15 protein-coding genes and 1 tRNA gene are annotated in these 16,492 nt (G+C 67.6%); 8 read left to right on the top strand and 8 right to left on the bottom strand.

The features are described from left to right. Nucleotides 1-28 precede the first annotated feature (28 nt). Together BXA03_RS17485 and phaR are read right to left on the bottom strand one after the other, a co-directional pair. Nucleotides 29-541, bottom strand: coding sequence for a lipocalin family protein (locus tag BXA03_RS17485; RefSeq protein ID WP_369822442.1), 513 nt, complete (start codon nucleotides 539-541; stop codon nucleotides 29-31). Between the two features lie 161 nt (nucleotides 542-702). Then, entirely contained in the window at nucleotides 703-1,239 is a 537-nt protein-coding gene (gene phaR / locus BXA03_RS17480) for a polyhydroxyalkanoate synthesis repressor PhaR (RefSeq protein ID WP_200803396.1), read from the bottom strand. Between the two features lie 724 nt (nucleotides 1,240-1,963). On the opposite strand from phaR, the gene BXA03_RS17470 reads away from it, so the two are divergent. Continuing rightward, nucleotides 1,964-2,040 (top strand) — tRNA-Val (locus BXA03_RS17470). A gap of 171 nt (nucleotides 2,041-2,211) precedes the next feature. Here BXA03_RS17470 and BXA03_RS17465 read toward each other — a convergent pair. Next, nucleotides 2,212-4,377, bottom strand: a complete 2,166-nt coding sequence (locus tag BXA03_RS17465; RefSeq protein WP_369822441.1) for a RelA/SpoT family protein — start codon at nucleotides 4,375-4,377, stop codon at nucleotides 2,212-2,214. Between the two features lie 63 nt (nucleotides 4,378-4,440). Then, the gene (locus tag BXA03_RS17460; protein ID WP_076510156.1) at nucleotides 4,441-5,403 is read right to left on the bottom strand and encodes an alpha/beta fold hydrolase; all 963 of its coding nucleotides are present in this window, start codon (nucleotides 5,401-5,403) and stop codon (nucleotides 4,441-4,443) included. A gap of 69 nt (nucleotides 5,404-5,472) precedes the next feature. Here BXA03_RS17460 and BXA03_RS17455 point away from each other — a divergent pair, with 69 nt between their 5' ends. After that, entirely contained in the window at nucleotides 5,473-6,243 is a 771-nt protein-coding gene (locus tag BXA03_RS17455; protein ID WP_076510154.1) for a 3-hydroxybutyrate dehydrogenase, read from the top strand. Between the two features lie 41 nt (nucleotides 6,244-6,284). On the opposite strand, the gene BXA03_RS17450 is transcribed toward BXA03_RS17455, so the two are convergent. Further along, on the bottom strand, nucleotides 6,285-7,001 hold the full coding sequence (locus BXA03_RS17450) for an SIMPL domain-containing protein (protein WP_369822447.1): 717 nt from the start codon (nucleotides 6,999-7,001) through the stop codon (nucleotides 6,285-6,287). A gap of 566 nt (nucleotides 7,002-7,567) precedes the next feature. On the opposite strand from BXA03_RS17450, the gene ompR reads away from it, so the two are divergent. The 3 genes from ompR (at nucleotide 7,568) to BXA03_RS17435 (ending at nucleotide 10,768) form a co-directional block, all read left to right on the top strand. Next, nucleotides 7,568-8,299, top strand: coding sequence for an osmolarity response regulator transcription factor OmpR (gene ompR / locus BXA03_RS17445; RefSeq protein WP_017759953.1), 732 nt, complete (start codon nucleotides 7,568-7,570; stop codon nucleotides 8,297-8,299). 92 nt (nucleotides 8,300-8,391) lie between these two features. Next, entirely contained in the window at nucleotides 8,392-9,804 is a 1,413-nt protein-coding gene (locus BXA03_RS17440; protein WP_083716152.1) for a sensor histidine kinase, read from the top strand. Nucleotides 9,805-9,808: 4 nt separating this feature from the next. After that, complete coding sequence (locus BXA03_RS17435; protein ID WP_076510151.1) at nucleotides 9,809-10,768, top strand: aldo/keto reductase; 960 nt, start codon at nucleotides 9,809-9,811, stop codon at nucleotides 10,766-10,768. A gap of 63 nt (nucleotides 10,769-10,831) precedes the next feature. Here BXA03_RS17435 and BXA03_RS17430 read toward each other — a convergent pair whose 3' ends face one another. Further along, a complete protein-coding gene (locus tag BXA03_RS17430; RefSeq protein WP_200803395.1) occupies nucleotides 10,832-11,632 on the bottom strand; it encodes a helix-turn-helix transcriptional regulator in 801 nt (266 codons plus the stop codon). A gap of 96 nt (nucleotides 11,633-11,728) precedes the next feature. Here BXA03_RS17430 and BXA03_RS17425 point away from each other — a divergent pair, with 96 nt between their 5' ends. From BXA03_RS17425 to BXA03_RS17415, 3 genes are all read left to right on the top strand, one after another. After that, nucleotides 11,729-12,205 (top strand): DUF3237 domain-containing protein, encoded by a 477-nt coding sequence (locus BXA03_RS17425; RefSeq protein ID WP_076510429.1) that lies wholly within the window; start codon nucleotides 11,729-11,731, stop codon nucleotides 12,203-12,205. A 93-nt stretch (nucleotides 12,206-12,298) separates the two neighbouring features. Then, on the top strand, nucleotides 12,299-13,288 hold the full coding sequence (locus BXA03_RS17420; protein WP_083716151.1) for a Bug family tripartite tricarboxylate transporter substrate binding protein: 990 nt from the start codon (nucleotides 12,299-12,301) through the stop codon (nucleotides 13,286-13,288). A 3-nt stretch (nucleotides 13,289-13,291) separates the two neighbouring features. Further along, nucleotides 13,292-15,013: a tannase/feruloyl esterase family alpha/beta hydrolase gene (locus BXA03_RS17415; RefSeq protein WP_076510149.1), complete on the top strand. Its 1,722-nt coding sequence runs from the start codon at nucleotides 13,292-13,294 to the stop codon at nucleotides 15,011-15,013. Here the strand turns inward: BXA03_RS17415 and ispF are convergent. Together ispF and ispD are read right to left on the bottom strand one after the other, a co-directional pair. Then, the gene (ispF, locus tag BXA03_RS17410) at nucleotides 15,000-15,533 is read right to left on the bottom strand and encodes a 2-C-methyl-D-erythritol 2,4-cyclodiphosphate synthase (RefSeq protein ID WP_076510147.1); all 534 of its coding nucleotides are present in this window, start codon (nucleotides 15,531-15,533) and stop codon (nucleotides 15,000-15,002) included. The genes BXA03_RS17415 and ispF overlap by 14 nt on opposite strands. A gap of 14 nt (nucleotides 15,534-15,547) precedes the next feature. Beyond that, nucleotides 15,548-16,273 (bottom strand): 2-C-methyl-D-erythritol 4-phosphate cytidylyltransferase, encoded by a 726-nt coding sequence (ispD, locus tag BXA03_RS17405; RefSeq protein ID WP_076510145.1) that lies wholly within the window; start codon nucleotides 16,271-16,273, stop codon nucleotides 15,548-15,550. Between the last annotated feature and the right edge of the window lie 219 nt (nucleotides 16,274-16,492).

Raw genomic sequence — 16,492 nt, 5'->3', positions numbered from 1 at the left:
GCCCCATCGTTCCAAAGGAGTCGAACCTTCAGCGCTCCGGCCACCGCTGGGGCACGCGACGGAGCTTCGAAACGTCATAGCCCAGCGCCTGCAAACGGGCGACAGCAGCGTCGTAGCGCTGGTCTGGAATCGAAGGATCTCTGGCCATGATCCAGGCATAGTCCCGTGCGCTGCGCCCGATGATGGTCAGCGAATAGGCCGGGTCGACATCGACGATCACATACTCGGCCTTGATAGGCCAGATGAACTGCATTCCCCACACGGCATTGCCTGAACCCGGTACGACGGTCCCGATGGGATTCATGGTACGCAACGGGCCATCGAACGCCCCTTCCCGGTAGCGGAAGCGTGTACGGATGCGGCCGTCGCCATCAAGCGAATAGGACTCCACCGCGTTGTACGCATCCCGTTCGGGCAAGGTCGGGATGTTGCCAATGACATACCAATCGCCCATGAAGCGACGCAGGTCCACGGTCTCCATCCGGTCGATGCTGGGCTTGGTCGTCGCGCAACCCACCAGCCCCACGACGGCGAATGCCACGGCACCAGAAATGAGAATGCGGCGGAGCGCCTGGCGAGAAGGAGTTGGACGCGTCACGGGTTGCCCGGGGATGCTTTTGGATGCCGCCGAAGTTAACTCGGCGCCGTCGCACGCCGCGTCAGACAACAGCGATTGACTCGCCACATGCCCCCCGGCACCGCTCAGGGCCGCTTCAGTCCAAACGCGCCCAGCACCTGGTCGGCGTTCTTCTGCATCTGCTCCTGCATTTGTTGGAACGCGGATTTGGACTGCTCGGCGTAGCTGCCCATCAACCCTTGCAGCATGGGGGACTGCATGGTCATGAAGCGCGCCCACATCTCCGGTGTGAAGCCCTGCGCCTTGTCCGCCATCTGAGCCTGCACCTCCGCCATGGCCTGGATGTTCTTCTCGAGGTAGGGCGCCATGAAACCCTGCATGGCGTGTCCGTAGAAGCGGATGATGCTGGCCAGCACCTGCTCGGTGAACATCGGCGCGCCACCGGCTTCTTCTTCAAGAATGATCTGCAACAGGATGCTGCGGGTGATGTCCTCGCCCGTCTTTGCATCGCGGACCACAAACGTCGCCTGGTCCATCACCAGCTGTTTGACGTCCGCCAGCGTGATGTAGGCGGAAGAGTCAGTGTCGTAGAGACGGCGATTGGGATACTTCTTGATCACCCGCTCAGACGACGGCTTGGCCGCTGTCTTCTTGCCCTGCACTGGAGATTCCTTCAAACCACACACCTCGCGATCAACGAGCGACCCATTCTAGGGAGGGCATCCGAAGTGCCCCGCAAGGTTTACCCTGCCCGGTCTGCCGCTCAGGCGTTCGGGTACTCGGCACCGCAGCTCGCGCAGCGAGCGGTTTCGTGACCTTCTTCGGCACGATGGAAAGACAGCAGCGTACGGGTGCTGGCAAATACCCAGCACCGGGGGCAATGCTCCCGCCCCTCCATCGGGAGATACGACCGCGCTCGCTGCTGGACACGTTCCCGTGTAACGAGCACCCCCATCCCTTCCGCCCGTGCGACATCCTGTGCCGCCATGGTCCCGACCCGTCCACTCGCCCGGTCGTTGATGCCATACACGGCCCGCGCAAACTCGAGTGGCGCCTGATGGAGGAGCATGGCGGTCCGGCGGCGCGAAGCAACGTCATCGGTCAGGACAGGGGGCGTGCTCATCAGGATCTCTCGGAAGCGGGGTGGTGTTGTGTGCGCGGCAAGGTATCACACAGCGCAACAAATTGCATCAATCGTGCGGGCGATGGATGGTGGCGCTTGGAAGCAAGTCTTGCGCGATTGGTCGAGCGCTGTTTCTCCTACCGCGCGCGAAGGATTCGACGCTGCCGCGCCAACCACCTTTTCTTTGGCATTCGGGCAGCATGGCACAGGGGCTTCACAGCGCCAAAAATTGCGTGCTATACTCTACCCTCTCGAACAAACACAGGCGCGTAGCTCAGCTGGTTAGAGCACCACCTTGACATGGTGGGGGTCGTTGGTTCGAGTCCAATCGCGCCTACCAAACGCAGTGTGTCAACCAGGCACACACCAAAAATAGCCCCGCAAGGGGCTATTTTTTTGCCTGCGGCGCCGCGGTGGACAGAAGTCCGGGGCAGCCGTCACGCACCGCGCTGATGGCGCGACGCCATGGCCACACCGGGCCTCATCTTGGCAACCACTGGACCGTCCGGCCCTAGCGACGTCGGGCCGAGCGCACGCCCTGGACCGAGGCGACGATGCCCAGCACATGAGTGAGCCGCGCAGCATCGGCCACTTCAATGGTGAAGGTCATCCATGCGGTGCCCCGGACGGACTGCGTCTGCACGCCGATCACATTCATCTTCTCGCGCGCAAAGACATCCGAGATGTCGCGCAGAAGTCCCTGACGATCAGTCGCTTCCACGGCCACGTCGACCGCGTAGACGATCTCGCTGCCTGCACGCGAGGCGCCCCACTCCACCTCGATCACGCGACCGGCATCCTTGGTGGCCATCGTCCGGAAGTTGCTGCAGTCCGCGCGGTGAACGCTGACGCCGTGGCCGCGCGTCACGAAGCCGCGGATGGCATCCGGCGGCGCAGGTCGGCAGCACTTGGCCAACTGGGTCATCAGCGATGACACGCCCACCACCAGCACCCCACCCTTGCCAGAGCCATCAGTCGCACGCGACTTGCGGATCAAGGGCGCTTCTTCGACCTGAGGCTGCGGCTCCTGCGGGCGCAACAGGTTCTCGATGTTGCGCAGGGAGAACTCATCCTTGCCCACCACTTCGAACAGGTGATCGGCGCTGCGGAAGCCGAGCTGCGACGCCAGGTCTTCCAGGCGAAGCGCCGTCTTGCCTTCTCGCTGCAGTAGTTTCTCCACCGCCTCCCGGCCTCGCGCCACGGTTTCGTGGGTAGCCTGGGCATTGAACCAGGCGCGCACCTTGGCCCGTGCACGATGGCTGGCCAGGTACCCTAGTTCGGTGTTGAGCCAGTCGCGAGAAGGGCCGCCTTCCTTGGTGGCGATCACCTCGACGGTCTGACCATTCTGCAGAGGCGTATTCAGCGGGACCATGGCGCCGTCCACCCTTGCGCCACGGCACCGATGCCCCAGCTGGGTGTGCACGGTATAAGCGAAGTCCACCGGCGTCGAGCCTTGCGGCAGTTCGACGATTGCTGCGTCGGGCGTCAGCACGTAGATGCGGTCGTCGAAGAGTCCACGTCCTTGCTCGCCGCCCGAGAGATCGCGCTCCCACGCCAGCAGTTGGCGCAGCACCGCAATCTTGGCGTCGTACTCACCCCCAGCCCACACGCCGGCGTAGCCCTTCGGGCCTGCCTCCTTGTAGGCCCAGTGCGCAGCCACGCCGTGTTCGGCATGCTCGTGCATCTGCGCTGTGCGGATCTGGATCTCGATCGGCTTGTCCGGGCGGCCGCCGACCACGTCGCGCACCACCGTATGCAGCGATTGGTAGCCATTGGGCTTGGGACGAGCGATGTAGTCGTCGAACTCCTCCACGATCGGCTGGAAATGCGAATGCACCCAGGCCAGTACCGCATAGCAGTCCTTCACGTCGCCCACGATCACTCGAAGGGCGAGGATGTCGAAGACCTGGCCAAAGTCGAGCGACTTGCCGCGCATCTTCTTGACGATGCTGTAGATGTTCTTGGGCCGGCCTTGCACCTTGGCCTCGATGCCCTGGCTGGCCAGATCGCGCTCGAGCCGGGTACGCAGCTGCTCGACATACACCTCCCGTTCGGCGCGCTTCTCGTCGAGCAGCTGGGCGATGAGCTTGTAGGTGTCCGGCTCCAGGAAGCGAAAGGACAGGTCCTCGATCTCCCATTTGACCTGCCAGATGCCCAGCCGGTTGGCCAGCGGCGCAAACACCTGCAATGATTCGCGCGCCATGCTTTCCGGCACGGGCTGCTTGACGGCCGCCGCATGGCGCAGGGTCTGAAGACGGGACGCCAGGCGCAGCATCACCACTCGCAGATCACGGGAGAAGGCGAGCAACATCTTGCGCACCGTCTCGGTCTGCGCGCCGCTGCCGTCGGCCATCTGCACCACGCCGCGCGTCTGCTTCTGGACCTGGACCAGCTTGGTGGTCTCCAGCGCAAGCGACGCATAGTTGTCGCCGAATACCTTGGCGATGACCTCATGCGGGCGGTTGAGGTGTGGGCATGCGTAGACAAGGTAGCTGGCCGCCTGCATGGCCTCCGAGCCGCCCATCGAGGCCACGATGGCAGCCACTGCATCGGCATGGGCGAGCGTGTTCTCACCCGTATCGAGCGTCTCGCCTTCGATCAGCGGCGCCGCGAATGCGCGGGCCCTGGCCAGCATGTCCTCCACCCCGGGTGCCACCTGGGCGGTGGCGGCGGACAAGGCATGTTCAACAACGGCTGGCTCGGACACTGACAACTCTCACTCGCAAATTCTTCATGGGCACTAGCGCTCGAACAGGAAGGACGCCACGACCGAGGACTGTGCGGGATCGACCAGCGTCGGAGCATGGCCCACACCAGCAAACTCGACCAGCGACGCCCTCGGCCCGCGCTGCGTCATCGCCTGCGCCGTGGTGCGCGACAGCAGATCGGAATCGGCACCGCGCAGCAGCAGGGTTGGCGCCTTCACGGCATCGTAGGCGGCCCACACCACGGCTTCACCCTGCAAGGCCTGCTCGCGCGTCAAAGCACGAAGGCCCACCGACAAGGCCGGGTCGTAATGCAACCGGTAGGGGCCAGATGCCACGTCGACACGCTCCGCGGCCATATCCAGCCGCTGCCGGCCATCGGCGCTGCGCTCACGAGCCGGCACCAGCATCGGTACCGTCAACGCCTGCCACTGCTCGCGCGAGTGGGGGCCGAAGCCCGCGGAGATCGCAAGCAGCATCTGCGCTGCCTCGTCGACAGTGGCATAGACACCGGCCTGTCCCACGTAGCTCGAGATGCGGGCAATGGCGTCGAATTCAACAGCAGGCCCCACATCGTTGAGCACAAGACGTCGTACGGGGACCGGCGCCAGCGTCGGCTGGGCTGCAAGGAAGATGCCGATGAGGCCGCCCATGCTGGTGCCCACATGGTCGAACTGCGTGAGAGGTGCACGTGCATGCAACTGCGCAAGCAGCGCCATCATGTCTGCCACGTACTGCGGAAACTGGTAGTGCAATGGCTCGGGCAGCCAATCGCTGCGGCCGCGTCCCACCACATCGGGGCAGACGATGCGCACCGGCCGCGACGCCTTCGCCAGCAGCACCTGTGCCAGCGCGTCGAAGTCCCGCCCCTGGCGCGTGAGGCCATGCACGCACAGCACCACATGTTCCGCTCTCGGGTCGCCCCACTGCCAATAGGCCATGCGATGGCCACCACCCGCGTCCGCGCAGTCCACGAAGTCAAGGATGGGCTCTGTCATGCAAACGTCTCCGTGGCGCTGGGGATAATGCTCGCGTCCATCCTAATTGATCGCGGAGAACAGCCCACCATGCTTCAAGGCAAAACAGCGCTCGTCACAGGCTCGACCAGTGGCATCGGACTCGGCATCGCCAAGACCCTGGCGCAGCAAGGTGCGAACCTCGTGCTCAATGGATTCGGCGATGCCGATGGCCCGCTGGCCGAGATCCGTGCCCTCGGCGTGAAAGCCGAGTACCACGGCGCCGACATGAGCAAGGCCGCGCAGATCGAGGACATGATGTCCTTTGCCGCGAGCAAGTTCGGTCGTGTAGACGTGCTCGTCAACAACGCCGGCATTCAGCACGTGGCCAAGGTCGAGGACTTTCCGCCCGAAAAGTGGGACGCCATCATCGCCATCAATCTCACCAGCGCCTTCCACACCACCCGGCTGGCCATCCCTGCGATGCGTGAAGCCAATTGGGGGCGCGTCATCAACATCGCCTCGGCGCATGGGCTCGTGGCCTCGGCGCAGAAGTCCGCCTATGTGGCGGCCAAGCATGGCATCGTCGGGCTGACCAAGGCAGTGGCGCTGGAGACGGCGACCACGGGCGTGACCTGTAACGCCATCTGTCCTGGGTGGGTGTTGACGCCGCTCGTGCAAAAGCAGATCGACGACCGCGCCGCGCGCGAAGCCATCAGCGTGGAGCAGGCCAAGAAAGACCTGCTGGGGGAAAAGCAGCCGTCGCTGCAGTTCACCACGGTCGAGCAACTCGGCGGGCTCGCAGTGTTTCTGTGTTCACCCGCAGCCGACCAGGTGCGAGGGGTGGCCTGGGCAATGGACGGCGGCTGGACCGCGCAATAGCGAGGCCATGCGGGGCCGCGAGCCCCTGGCCCGGCGAGTCATTACTTCAACTGGACCGACCCGGACACCGTGACGGTCACGGTTGCCTTGCCGGCTTCGACCGGCACAGGTGCGGCGTCAGCCTTGAAAGCCATGGCCTCGGCGGCCATCATGCGCGGGCGGGGCACGAAGTCTTGCGGACCGTTGACGGACACCTGCCGCAGCGAATAGCCGCCGAAGCCGAAGTTCTGCGCCAGTGAGGCGGCCCTCTGGCGGAAGTTCTCGATGGCATGCGCCTGTGCCTCGGCCTCGACCTTGCGGGTCTGCTCACGGCTGAGACTGAAGCCGACATTGGCCACGCTGAGGCTGTCAATGCGGCCAGCAACCTGCGTGATGCGCGCAAAGTCCCGCCCCTCGAGAACCACCTCGGCACTCCCCTGCCAGCCGTTGATCTTGCCTTCGCGGCTGTAGCGCGGCGAAAGACTGAAGTTGCCGGTGCGCACATCCAGTTCGCCTGCCTGGGCCTGCGTCCGGGCCGCGGCCAGGGCGGCGTCCACAGCCGCCTTCAATTGACTCTGGACCGCTGCTGCCGAGGCGCCGTCGCGTGTGGTGGACAGCGTCATCGTCAACATGTCCTGTTGCACCTCGACCGACCCCGACGCCGTGAGCTGCACCACGTTCTGAGGTGGGGACCAGACTGGCGCCTCCTGGGCCAAGGCGGGCAATGACAAAGCGGCCAGCACCAAAGGCGCAACGGTACGAAATAGCGGGGGAGAAATGGTCAAACAGATCCTCATTCAGGAAGGGGGAAAACAAGGCGTGCCACGCACTCAGCGGCGAGGCTCACGCCAGGGAAAGGGCAGGTTCCAACCACGCCGCGGCGGTGCGCCATCGGCTCGCGTCGCGCCGGGATCGGGCGAGCCGGCCTCAGAGGCATGACGCGCATTCCATTCGCTGCGAAGCTGCTGGCGAAGCTCGGCGCGTTCGGCTGGCGACAGTTGACGCAGCTCGACATCGCTGCCCGGATCCTCCTGTTGCATTGCACCCTGACGCGTCGCCGGCGCTGGCCATCGCGGACCCTCGGCCGCGTTCACTGGCACAACGCCTGCACAGGCCGCAGCGATCACCAGGCCGGGGCCAAAGTCCCGGAGAGGTCGCGAAAAGCAGCATGCCGTGCTCATGGGCTCTACTCTGCCACTGCTTCAATGCGCGAATTTTGCTGTCACGCGAGCGCGCGCAAGTTGTGTAACGTCGTGTCAGCGGGTCGCGGCGCGCCGAAGAATCTGTGAACTCGACCCACACAATCGGCTCTGTTACAAATCTGCCTCCGAGGAATGTCGTACTTATGACTCAAAACCAGACCCGTACCGACAAGATCGTGATCGTCGATGACGACGCCCGTATCCGCGACCTGCTGCGACGCTACCTGACCCAGGAGGGCTTCGAGGTGATCGTCGCCGAGGACAGCAAGGCGCTCAATCGCATCCTGCTGCGCGACACGGTCGATCTGATCGTGCTGGATCTGATGATGCCGGGTGAGGATGGACTGTCGGTGTGCCGACGCTTGCGCGCAGCCAACGACCGCACCCCCATCATCATGCTGACGGCCAAGGGCGAGGATGTGGATCGCATCGTGGGCCTGGAAGTGGGTGCCGACGATTACCTGGGCAAGCCCTTCAACCCCCGTGAACTGCTGGCCCGCGTGCATGCAGTGCTGCGCCGCCGGCCGCCGCAGGAAGCGCCGGGCGCGCCGTCCTCCGAGAACGAGATGGTGTCCTTCGGACCGTTCGAATTCGATCTGGGATCGCGCACGCTGCGCAAGGACGGCGAAGAGCTGTCGTTGACCACCGGCGAATTCGCGATGCTCAAGGCACTGGTGCGCCACCCGCGCCAACCGCTCTCGCGCGAGAAGCTGGCCCAGCTGGCCCGCGGCCGCGAATTCGAGCCGTTCGACCGAAGCCTCGACGTCCAGATCTCCCGCCTGCGCAAGCTCATCGAATCCGACGCCGCCGCACCGCGCTACATCCAGACGGTGTGGGGTGTGGGCTACGTGTTCGTGCCGGACGGCAACGCCTGACCGTGCCCCTCGCGGCCCCTGCGAACCCCGCCTCGGGGCGAACGCCTCCCTCGCACGATTCCATCCAGGGAACGCTGCCCTCCCCGCTCGAAATGTCCGAGCGCGCCCGCGCTCAGGCTCGCTTCCGGGTGGGCTTCAGCTTGTTCTGGCGCACCTTCTTCCTGCTTGTGCTGCTGCTGCTGGGCTGCATCGTCGGCTGGCTGCAGACCTTTCGCGCCTTCGAAGACGAGCCGCGCACCGTCCAGACGGCGCACCAGATCGCCTCGCTGGTCAACCTCACGCGCGCCGCCCTGGTGTACTCGGACGCCATCACCCGCGTCTCGCTCATCAAGACCTTGGCGGACCAGGAAGGTGTGCGCATCGTCCCGAGGGAACCGCGCGACCGCTACGAGGGCTACACCGACCGCGCACTCGACCGCCGCGTGCGTGACGAGTTGATCCGCCGCCTGGGCGAAGGCACGACCATCGCGAGCGAGGTCAATGGCGAGGCCGGCCTGTGGATCGGCTTCGGCATCGACGGCGACCAATACTGGCTGCTGCTCGACCCGGCGCGCTTCACCCGCGTCGGCGGACGCACATGGTTCACGTGGTTCATCACCGCCGGCCTCATGTCGCTGGCGGGATCGGCGCTGATCACGCGGCTGATCAACCGTCCCCTCAAGCAGTTGTCGCGCGCCACGACGCAGGTACGCGAGGGCGAGTACGAGGCCCACCGCCTGGACGAGCATGCCCGCACCAACGAGATCCGTGCCGTCAATATCGGCTTCAACCGCATGGCGGACCAACTCGCCAAGATCGAGCAGGACCGGGCCGTGATGCTGGCCGGCATCTCGCACGACCTGCGCACGCCGCTCGCGCGCCTGCGTCTGGAGACGGAAATGAGCGTGGCCGATGAGGACGCCCGCGCCCACATGGCGGCCGACATAGCACAGCTCGACGGCATCATCGACAAGTTCCTCGACTATGCGCGGCCCGACCATGTGCGGCTGCAACCGCTGCGGCTGCGCGACGTGGTGGACGACAGCGTGTTCCCGGTGCGCGACCAGGACGATGTCGAAATCCAGATCAACGTGCCCGACGAAGCCATGGTGATGGCGGATGAGGTCGAGCTCAAGCGAGTGTTGTCCAACCTGCTGGAGAACGCACGCCGCTATGGCCGCACGCCCGGCATGAACGTCACGCAGATCGACATCCAGGCCCAGACACAGCCCACCGCCGTCCTGATCAAGGTGCGCGACCACGGCCCGGGCGTGGCACCGGTGATGCTGGCGCAGCTGACCAAGCCCTTCTTCCGCGGCGACACGGCACGCACGTCCGCCGCGGGCGCTGGCCTCGGCCTGTCGATCGTGGCCAAGAACATCGAGCGTATGGGCGGCACCTTCGCGCTCACCAGCACGCCGGGCCGCGGCTTTGCGGCCCACATCCGGCTCCTTCGCGCCCAGGGCACGGCGGCCGCCCCCATCGACCGGCGCGCGGGATCCACCTCTTCCACGCTTCAGGCATAGACCCATGAACTTGCGTCCCCTCGGCCGCTCCGGCCTCCAGGTTTCCCCGCTCGCCTTCGGCGGCAACGTCTTCGGCTGGACAGTGGACGAGGCCACCTCCTTCCGCCTGCTCGACGCCTGGGTCGACGCCGGCTTCAACTTCATCGACACGGCCGACGTCTATTCCATCTGGGCGCCCGGGCACACCGGCGGCGAGTCGGAGACGATCATCGGCAAGTGGCTGCGCGCCTGCGGCAAACGCGACCGCATCGTGCTGGCCACCAAGGTCGGCAAGCCGATGGGCGAAGGCAAGAAGGGCCTGTCGCCGCGCTATATCCGCGAAGCGGTCGAAGCCTCGCTGCGCCGGCTGCAGTGCGACTGCATCGATCTCTATCAGTCGCACGACGACGATGCCGACACGCCCTTCGAGGACACACTGGGTGCGTACGCCGAGCTGATCCAGGCCGGCAAGGTGCGTGCCATCGGGGCCTCCAATCACACCGCGCCACGTCTGGCGGAAGCGCTGGCGGTGTCCGAGCGCCTGGGCCTTCCGCGCTACGAGAGTCTGCAGCCCCTGTACAACCTGTACGACCGCGAGGTGTACGAGGCCGAGCTCGAGCCGCTGTGCCAGGCGCAGCAGCTGGGAGTGATCAACTTCTTCGCACTGGCGATGGGCTTCCTCACCGGCAAGTACCGCAGCGCGGCCGATGCCTCCCGCAGCACCCGCGGAGAGCGGGCCGTGGCCAACTACCTCAACGACCGCGGACGACGCATCCTGGCGGCGCTGGACGCGGTTGCGGCCGAGACGGGCGCCAAGCCCGGTCAGGTCGCGCTCGCGTGGCAGATCGCGCGGCCGTCGATCACAGCACCCATCGCGAGTGCCACATCGCTGGAGCAACTGCGGGAGCTGGTGGCCGCGGCGCACCTGAAGCTCGACGTCGCGCAGATTGCGCGCCTGGACGAAGCCAGCGCCGATAAGGCCTGATCGCGCCCGGCCCGGCACCGGCTGCGGCAGAGTGCTCTTCGCGCGCAAGTGGCGCGCCATGGCTCAGATGCGGGCGCTCTCGCGCTCGTCGGGCCCGAGCATCAACGCGAACAGCTCGCTCCTGAAATTGATGCCGAGCCGCGCGAAGGCCCGGTTGCGGTAGGTCTTGACCGTGGGCAGCGCAACACCGAGATCGGCCGCGATGCCTTCCTGCGTCATGCCCCGCAGCAGTCGCAGGCAGACGTCCAGTTCGCGGGGCGTCAGCTCGGGACACCGGGCCAGTAGACGCTGCGGCTGACCGGCGGATTCCGGCGGGGGCGATGCGAGCGCCACATGCTTGCGTACCAGCGCCATCAACAGCGCCCCTGCCTCGCCGAAATCGGCCAGTTGGCCGTCCGCGAGAGGCCGCTGGCCCGAATGCCGGTAGAAATTGACGGCGAAGAGTGCGCCGTCGGGCGACGCTTCACGCTCGACCACCGATACCCGCTCGCGAACGCCGTGCGCGTCGTAGACCTTGGCACGATGCTCGGGCGGCACCTCGCCGGCCGTGATGTGGCACATGCGCAGCGGCGCGGCATCGCCATCGCGGAAGGTGCGGTCGTGCTGCACCGGACCTGACAGATAGGCGCGCCAGCAGTCGCGCGTGGTGTCGGGCACCCCGAGGCTGCCGCTGATGAAGATGGCCGGCCTGGCCCCTGTCCGGTAGATGGAGAAGGAGGCGACCGGCAGCGTCGCCGCCACGGCTTGCAGCAGCCGCGGGCCGAAGGCCGCCTCACCCAGCGCTGGTACCACCTCGGGCATGCGCGCCGCCAGCAGCGCATGCGCATTGGCGCCGGCAGGCAGGGTGGGGCTCCAGGTTCTCATGGCAGGCGGGACGGCCGCAGCGATGTTGGGGAAAGTCCGTCATCTTCTGGGATGACGAGACGCCGCCGCCACGGGACTTACGCTAGCGAAATGATGATGTCCGACAACGATCCCCTCGCAGCGCCCAGTCTGGCGCACTTTGCCGACGTGGCCGTGGACGTGGGCCAGCCGCTGGTGCTCGGCCGCGGCGCGCAGGGCCTGCGCCGGGTGGTGCCGATCCTCGGCGGCACGGCCCACGGTGACGGCTGGACGGCACGGGTGCTGCCGGGCGGAGCCGACTTTCAGCTCTTCGCCACCGAAGGCTGCTCGGTGCTCGATGCCCGCTACGGCATGGAGACCGACGCCGGCGACCTGATCTACGTGCAGAACCACGCTGTGCGCGCTGCGGCGCCCGAGGTGATGGCCCGCCTGATGCGCGGCGAGCCGGTGCAGCCGTCGGAGGTGTACTTCCGCTGCACGCCGAGCTTCGAGACCGATTCGCCCGCGCTGCGCTGGATCACGCAGCGGCTGTTCGTCGGCAGCGGCGTGCGGCATCCCGCCCAGGTCGCCATGCGCTTCTTCGTGCTGAACTGAAATCCCATCCGGCCCCAGCCGCTCGCAAGGCCTGGCCATCGACCCCGCGCATCGCTGCGATTCCTCGCCCAGAACATTTCCAAGGAGACTTTCATGACCCGATTCCGCACATCCTTCCGCTTGCTCGCCGCCACGGCCGCCCTGGCCGCAGCCTGGACCGGCGCCCAGGCGCAGACCGCCGCATATCCCAGCCGGCCGGTTCGGCTCATCGTCGGCTTCCCGGCCGGCACCGGCCCGGACATCGTCGCGCGCCTGCTCGCCCAGAAGCTGTCTGAAGGCTGGAACGGGGTCGGCGTGGTGGTGGACAACAAGCCCGGCGCAGGCGGCACCATCGCCGCCAGCGAGGCCGCACGCGCCCAGCCCGACGGCTACACCCTCATGCTGGGGGAGACCGGCCAGCTGTCGATCGCGCCCAGCAGCTACACCAAGCTGCCCTACGACCCGAAGAAGGACTTCGCGCCCGTGAGCCAGGTCGTCACCAGCAACTTCATGCTGGTGGTCAACCCGCAGAAGGTGCCGGCGCGCGACGTCAAGCAGTTCGTCGAATGGAGCCGGCAGCAGAAGGGCATGTTCATGGGCACCTTCGGCGCCGGCACGCCCGGGCACTTCGGCGCCTACATCTTCGGCGACGCCATCGGCGTCAAGCCCGAGGCGGTGCACTACCGCAACACCGGCGACGCACTGGCCGGCCTGATGAGCGGCGACGTGTCCGGTGCCTTCGCCAGCGTCGGCCTGGCGGCGCCCAACGTCAAGGCCGGCAAGCTGGTGGCCCTGGCCGCCAGCGGCGAAACCCGCGCCGCGCTGCTGCCGGACGTGCCCACCTTCAAGGAACAGGGCTACGGCCAGCTGGTGTTCCAGTCCTGGTTCGGCATCGTGGCGCCCAGCCGCACGCCGCCCGAGGTGCTGGCCAAGCTGGAGGCCGACATCCGCCGCGCCATGCAGTCCGCCGACGGCAAGCAGCGCATGGAAGACGCCGGCTTCAGCGTGACCGGCACCACGGCCAAGGAGTTCGGCAACATCATCGCGGCCGACACGGTGACCTGGGGCAAGGCCGTGCAGGCCACCGGTTTCAAGGCGGACTGAGCCATGCGCCGCACTGTCGGATTCGGCCTGGCCGCCGCAGGCGCCGCCGCGCTGCTGAGCGCCTGCACCAGCCCGGGCGACGCTCCGCCCGCGGCGCAAGCCGCGACCACGCCGCTGGCATGCGCCCAGCTCGCGCGGGCCATGCCACCCGGCGCCCGGCTCACGTTGACCGAGGAAGTCGCCGCCGGCACCATCAACCTCACCGGCATCCAGCCCGGCGCGCCCGGCTCCACCGCGCCGGTGCCCGCCCACTGCCATGTCCAGGGCAGGATCGCCGAGCGCACCGGCCTGGACGGCAAGTCCTACGCCATCGGCTTCGACCTGCGCCTGCCGGCGCAGTGGAACGGCCGCTTCTTCTTCCAGGGCGGCGGCGGCACCGACGGCGTGCTGCGCGATGCCATCGGCGTGCTCACCGGCGGCGGCAACACCAGCAATGCCCTGATGCAGGGCTATGCGGTGGTCTTCACCGACACCGGCCACCTCAACGAGCCTGGCCCCAACGGCCCCTACCAGTTCGGGCTGGACCCGCAGGCACGCGCCGACAACGGCTACAACTCGATGGCGCAGACGGCGCGCGTGGCCAAGACGCTGATCCGCGCCCACTACGGCCAGGCGCCACAGCGTTCCTACTTCGTGGGCTGCTCCAACGGTGGGCGGCAGGCCATGATGATGACGCAGCGCTACCCGGAGATGTTCGACGGCGTCATCGCCTCGGCGCCAGCCTACCGCGTGCCGCTGGCCTCGGTGCAGGCGGTGTACGACACGCAGCTCTATGCCCGCGCCGCGGCCGAGCAGGCGCCGCCCGGCCCCGACGGCCGACCGGTGCTGTCCAAGGCCTTCTCGCCCGGCGACATGAAGCTGCTCACGCGCGAAGTGCTGCGCCAGTGCGATGCACTGGACGGCCTGGCCGACGGCATGGTCAACAACTGGCCGGCCTGCCAGTTCAAGCCCGAGGTGCTGCGCTGCACCGGCGCCAAGACGGACGCCTGCCTGGGCCCGGCGCAGGTCGAGGCGCTGCAGCGCTCCTTCGCCGGTGCGCGCGATGCGCAGGGCAAGCCCGTCTATTCGGACTGGGTGTTCGACGCCGGCCTGCATTCGGCCGACTGGACACGCTGGAAGTTCGGCGACGCCACCAGCGGCCCGGCCAACGCCCGCAACCTCACGCTGATGACCGGTGGGCTGGCCATGTTCTTCACCACGCCGCCCACCGTGACGAGCGACTTCTGGGCCTATGCGATGGGCTTCGATCCGCAGCGCGACACGGCCAAGGTTTACGCCACCGACGGCGCCTTCCGCGAGTCCGCCATGCGCATGGTGGCCGCCGACTCGCCCGACATGGACGCCTATGCCCGCCATGGCGGCAAGATCCTGTTCTTCCATGGCGTGAGCGATCCGGTGTTCTCGGTGACCGACACCGTGCGCTACCTCGGCCAGCTGCGCCAGCGCTACGGGGCTGCCACCGACGGCATGGCCCGGCTGTTCACGGTGCCCAACATGGCCCACTGCAGCGGAGGCCCGGCCACCGACCAGTACGACGGCCTGACGGCGCTGGTGAACTGGGTCGAGAAGGGACAGCCGCCCGAGCGCATCGTGGCCCGCGCCCGGCCCGAGAACCCGGACGTGACTTGGCCCGGCCGTACGCGCCCGCTGTGTGCCTATCCGAAGCAGGCGCGCTACAACGGCAGCGGCAGCATCGAAGACGCGGCGAACTTCAGCTGCCGCTGATCCCGGCAGTCGCGGCAGGCGCGCGGTAGAGCATCACCGCCGCGCGCGCCTCCATCGCCCGGCCCTCGCCCACGGGGCCGAGCTTCTCGGCCGTCTTGGCCTTGACGTTGACCTGGCCCGGCGCCAGCGCCAGCACCTCGGCGATGCGGGCGCACATGGCCGGGATGTGCGGCGCCAGCTTGGGCGCCTGGGCCACGATGGTGCTGTCCACGTTGCCGATCGCCCAGCCCTGCGACCGCACACGGCGCGCAGCCTCGGCCAGCAGCACGGTCGAATCGGCACCGCGGAATTGCGGGTCGGTGTCCGGAAAGTGCCGGCCGATGTCGCCCAGCGCCGCCGCGCCCAGCAGCGCGTCGGTGATGGCATGCAGCAGCACATCGGCGTCGGAATGGCCCAGCAGGCCGACGGTGTGGGGCACCTCCACGCCGCCCAGGATGAGCTTGCGGCCAGCGGCCAGCTGGTGCACGTCCCAGCCCTCGCCGATGCGGAAGGGAAAGTCGAAGTCGGCAGCGTGGGCCATGGTCGTCGGGCTCGTCATTGGTCGGCCCCGGCGCGGCGAGCCTGAAGCACTGCCGCCGCCAGGGCAAAGTCGTCGGGGAAGGTCACTTTGAAGTTCTGGGCGCTGCCGGGCACCAGCCGTGGCGTCAGGCCCAGGCCTTCGATGGCGCTGGATTCGTCGGTCACCGCGTCGCCCATGCGCGCCAGCGCCTCCTGCAGCAGGCCGATGCGGAACATCTGGGGCGTCTGGGCCAGCCATTTGTCGGCGCGGGTCACGGTGCCGGCCACGCGGCCGTCGGCCGTGGCGGCCTTGAGCGTGTCCGGCAGCGGCAGCGCCAGCAGGCCACCGACGGCGTCGTGCTCGCAGGCGCCGATGAGTGCATCGACCTGGGTGGGTTGCAGCAGGCAGCGGGCGGCGTCGTGCACCAGCACCCAGTCGTGCGGCAGCGCGCCGGCCTGCTCGCGCAGGGCGCCCAGGCCCTGGGCCACGCTCTGCGCCCGCGTCGCGCCGCCGGCACGCAGCAGCCATTCGCCGGGGCCCGGAAAGCCCGGGAGCACCTGCGCGATGCGCTCGTCCTGGGGCGCCACCACCAGCGCGATGGCCGCCAGCCGGTCGCCCAGGGCGCGGAAGACGTCCAGCGTGTGCGCCACCAGCGGCCGTCCTGCCAGCGGCTCGTACTGCTTGGGGCCGGCGGCGCCGGAGCGGGAGCCCGTCCCGGCGCAGGGGATGAGCACGAACAGGCGCGGCGGCGGCAAGGGCATGGGCGAGGCGGGCGGGAACGGGACGGGCAACGGTGGGATGGGGCGCCGTGGGCACGGCACGTGGACAAGCTCAGCGCGAACCGGAGGGGGAGTCGACCGGTTCTGCGCGGACGGAACGGCGACCGGGCCGGCCCCGTCCAGGGAAAAGCCCCGCATTCTAAAATTGCGCGCTTCGCCCTCCCCGCCATCGCGGCCGGGAGGGTCTGCCTTTGGTGCCGC

The sequence above is a fragment of the Pseudacidovorax sp. RU35E genome, assembly GCF_900156165.1.
Lineage (GTDB): Bacteria > Pseudomonadota > Gammaproteobacteria > Burkholderiales > Burkholderiaceae_C > Xenophilus.
The sequence above is the reverse complement of the archived record's forward strand: the minus strand, read 5'-3'. Positions and strand labels throughout refer to the sequence as shown.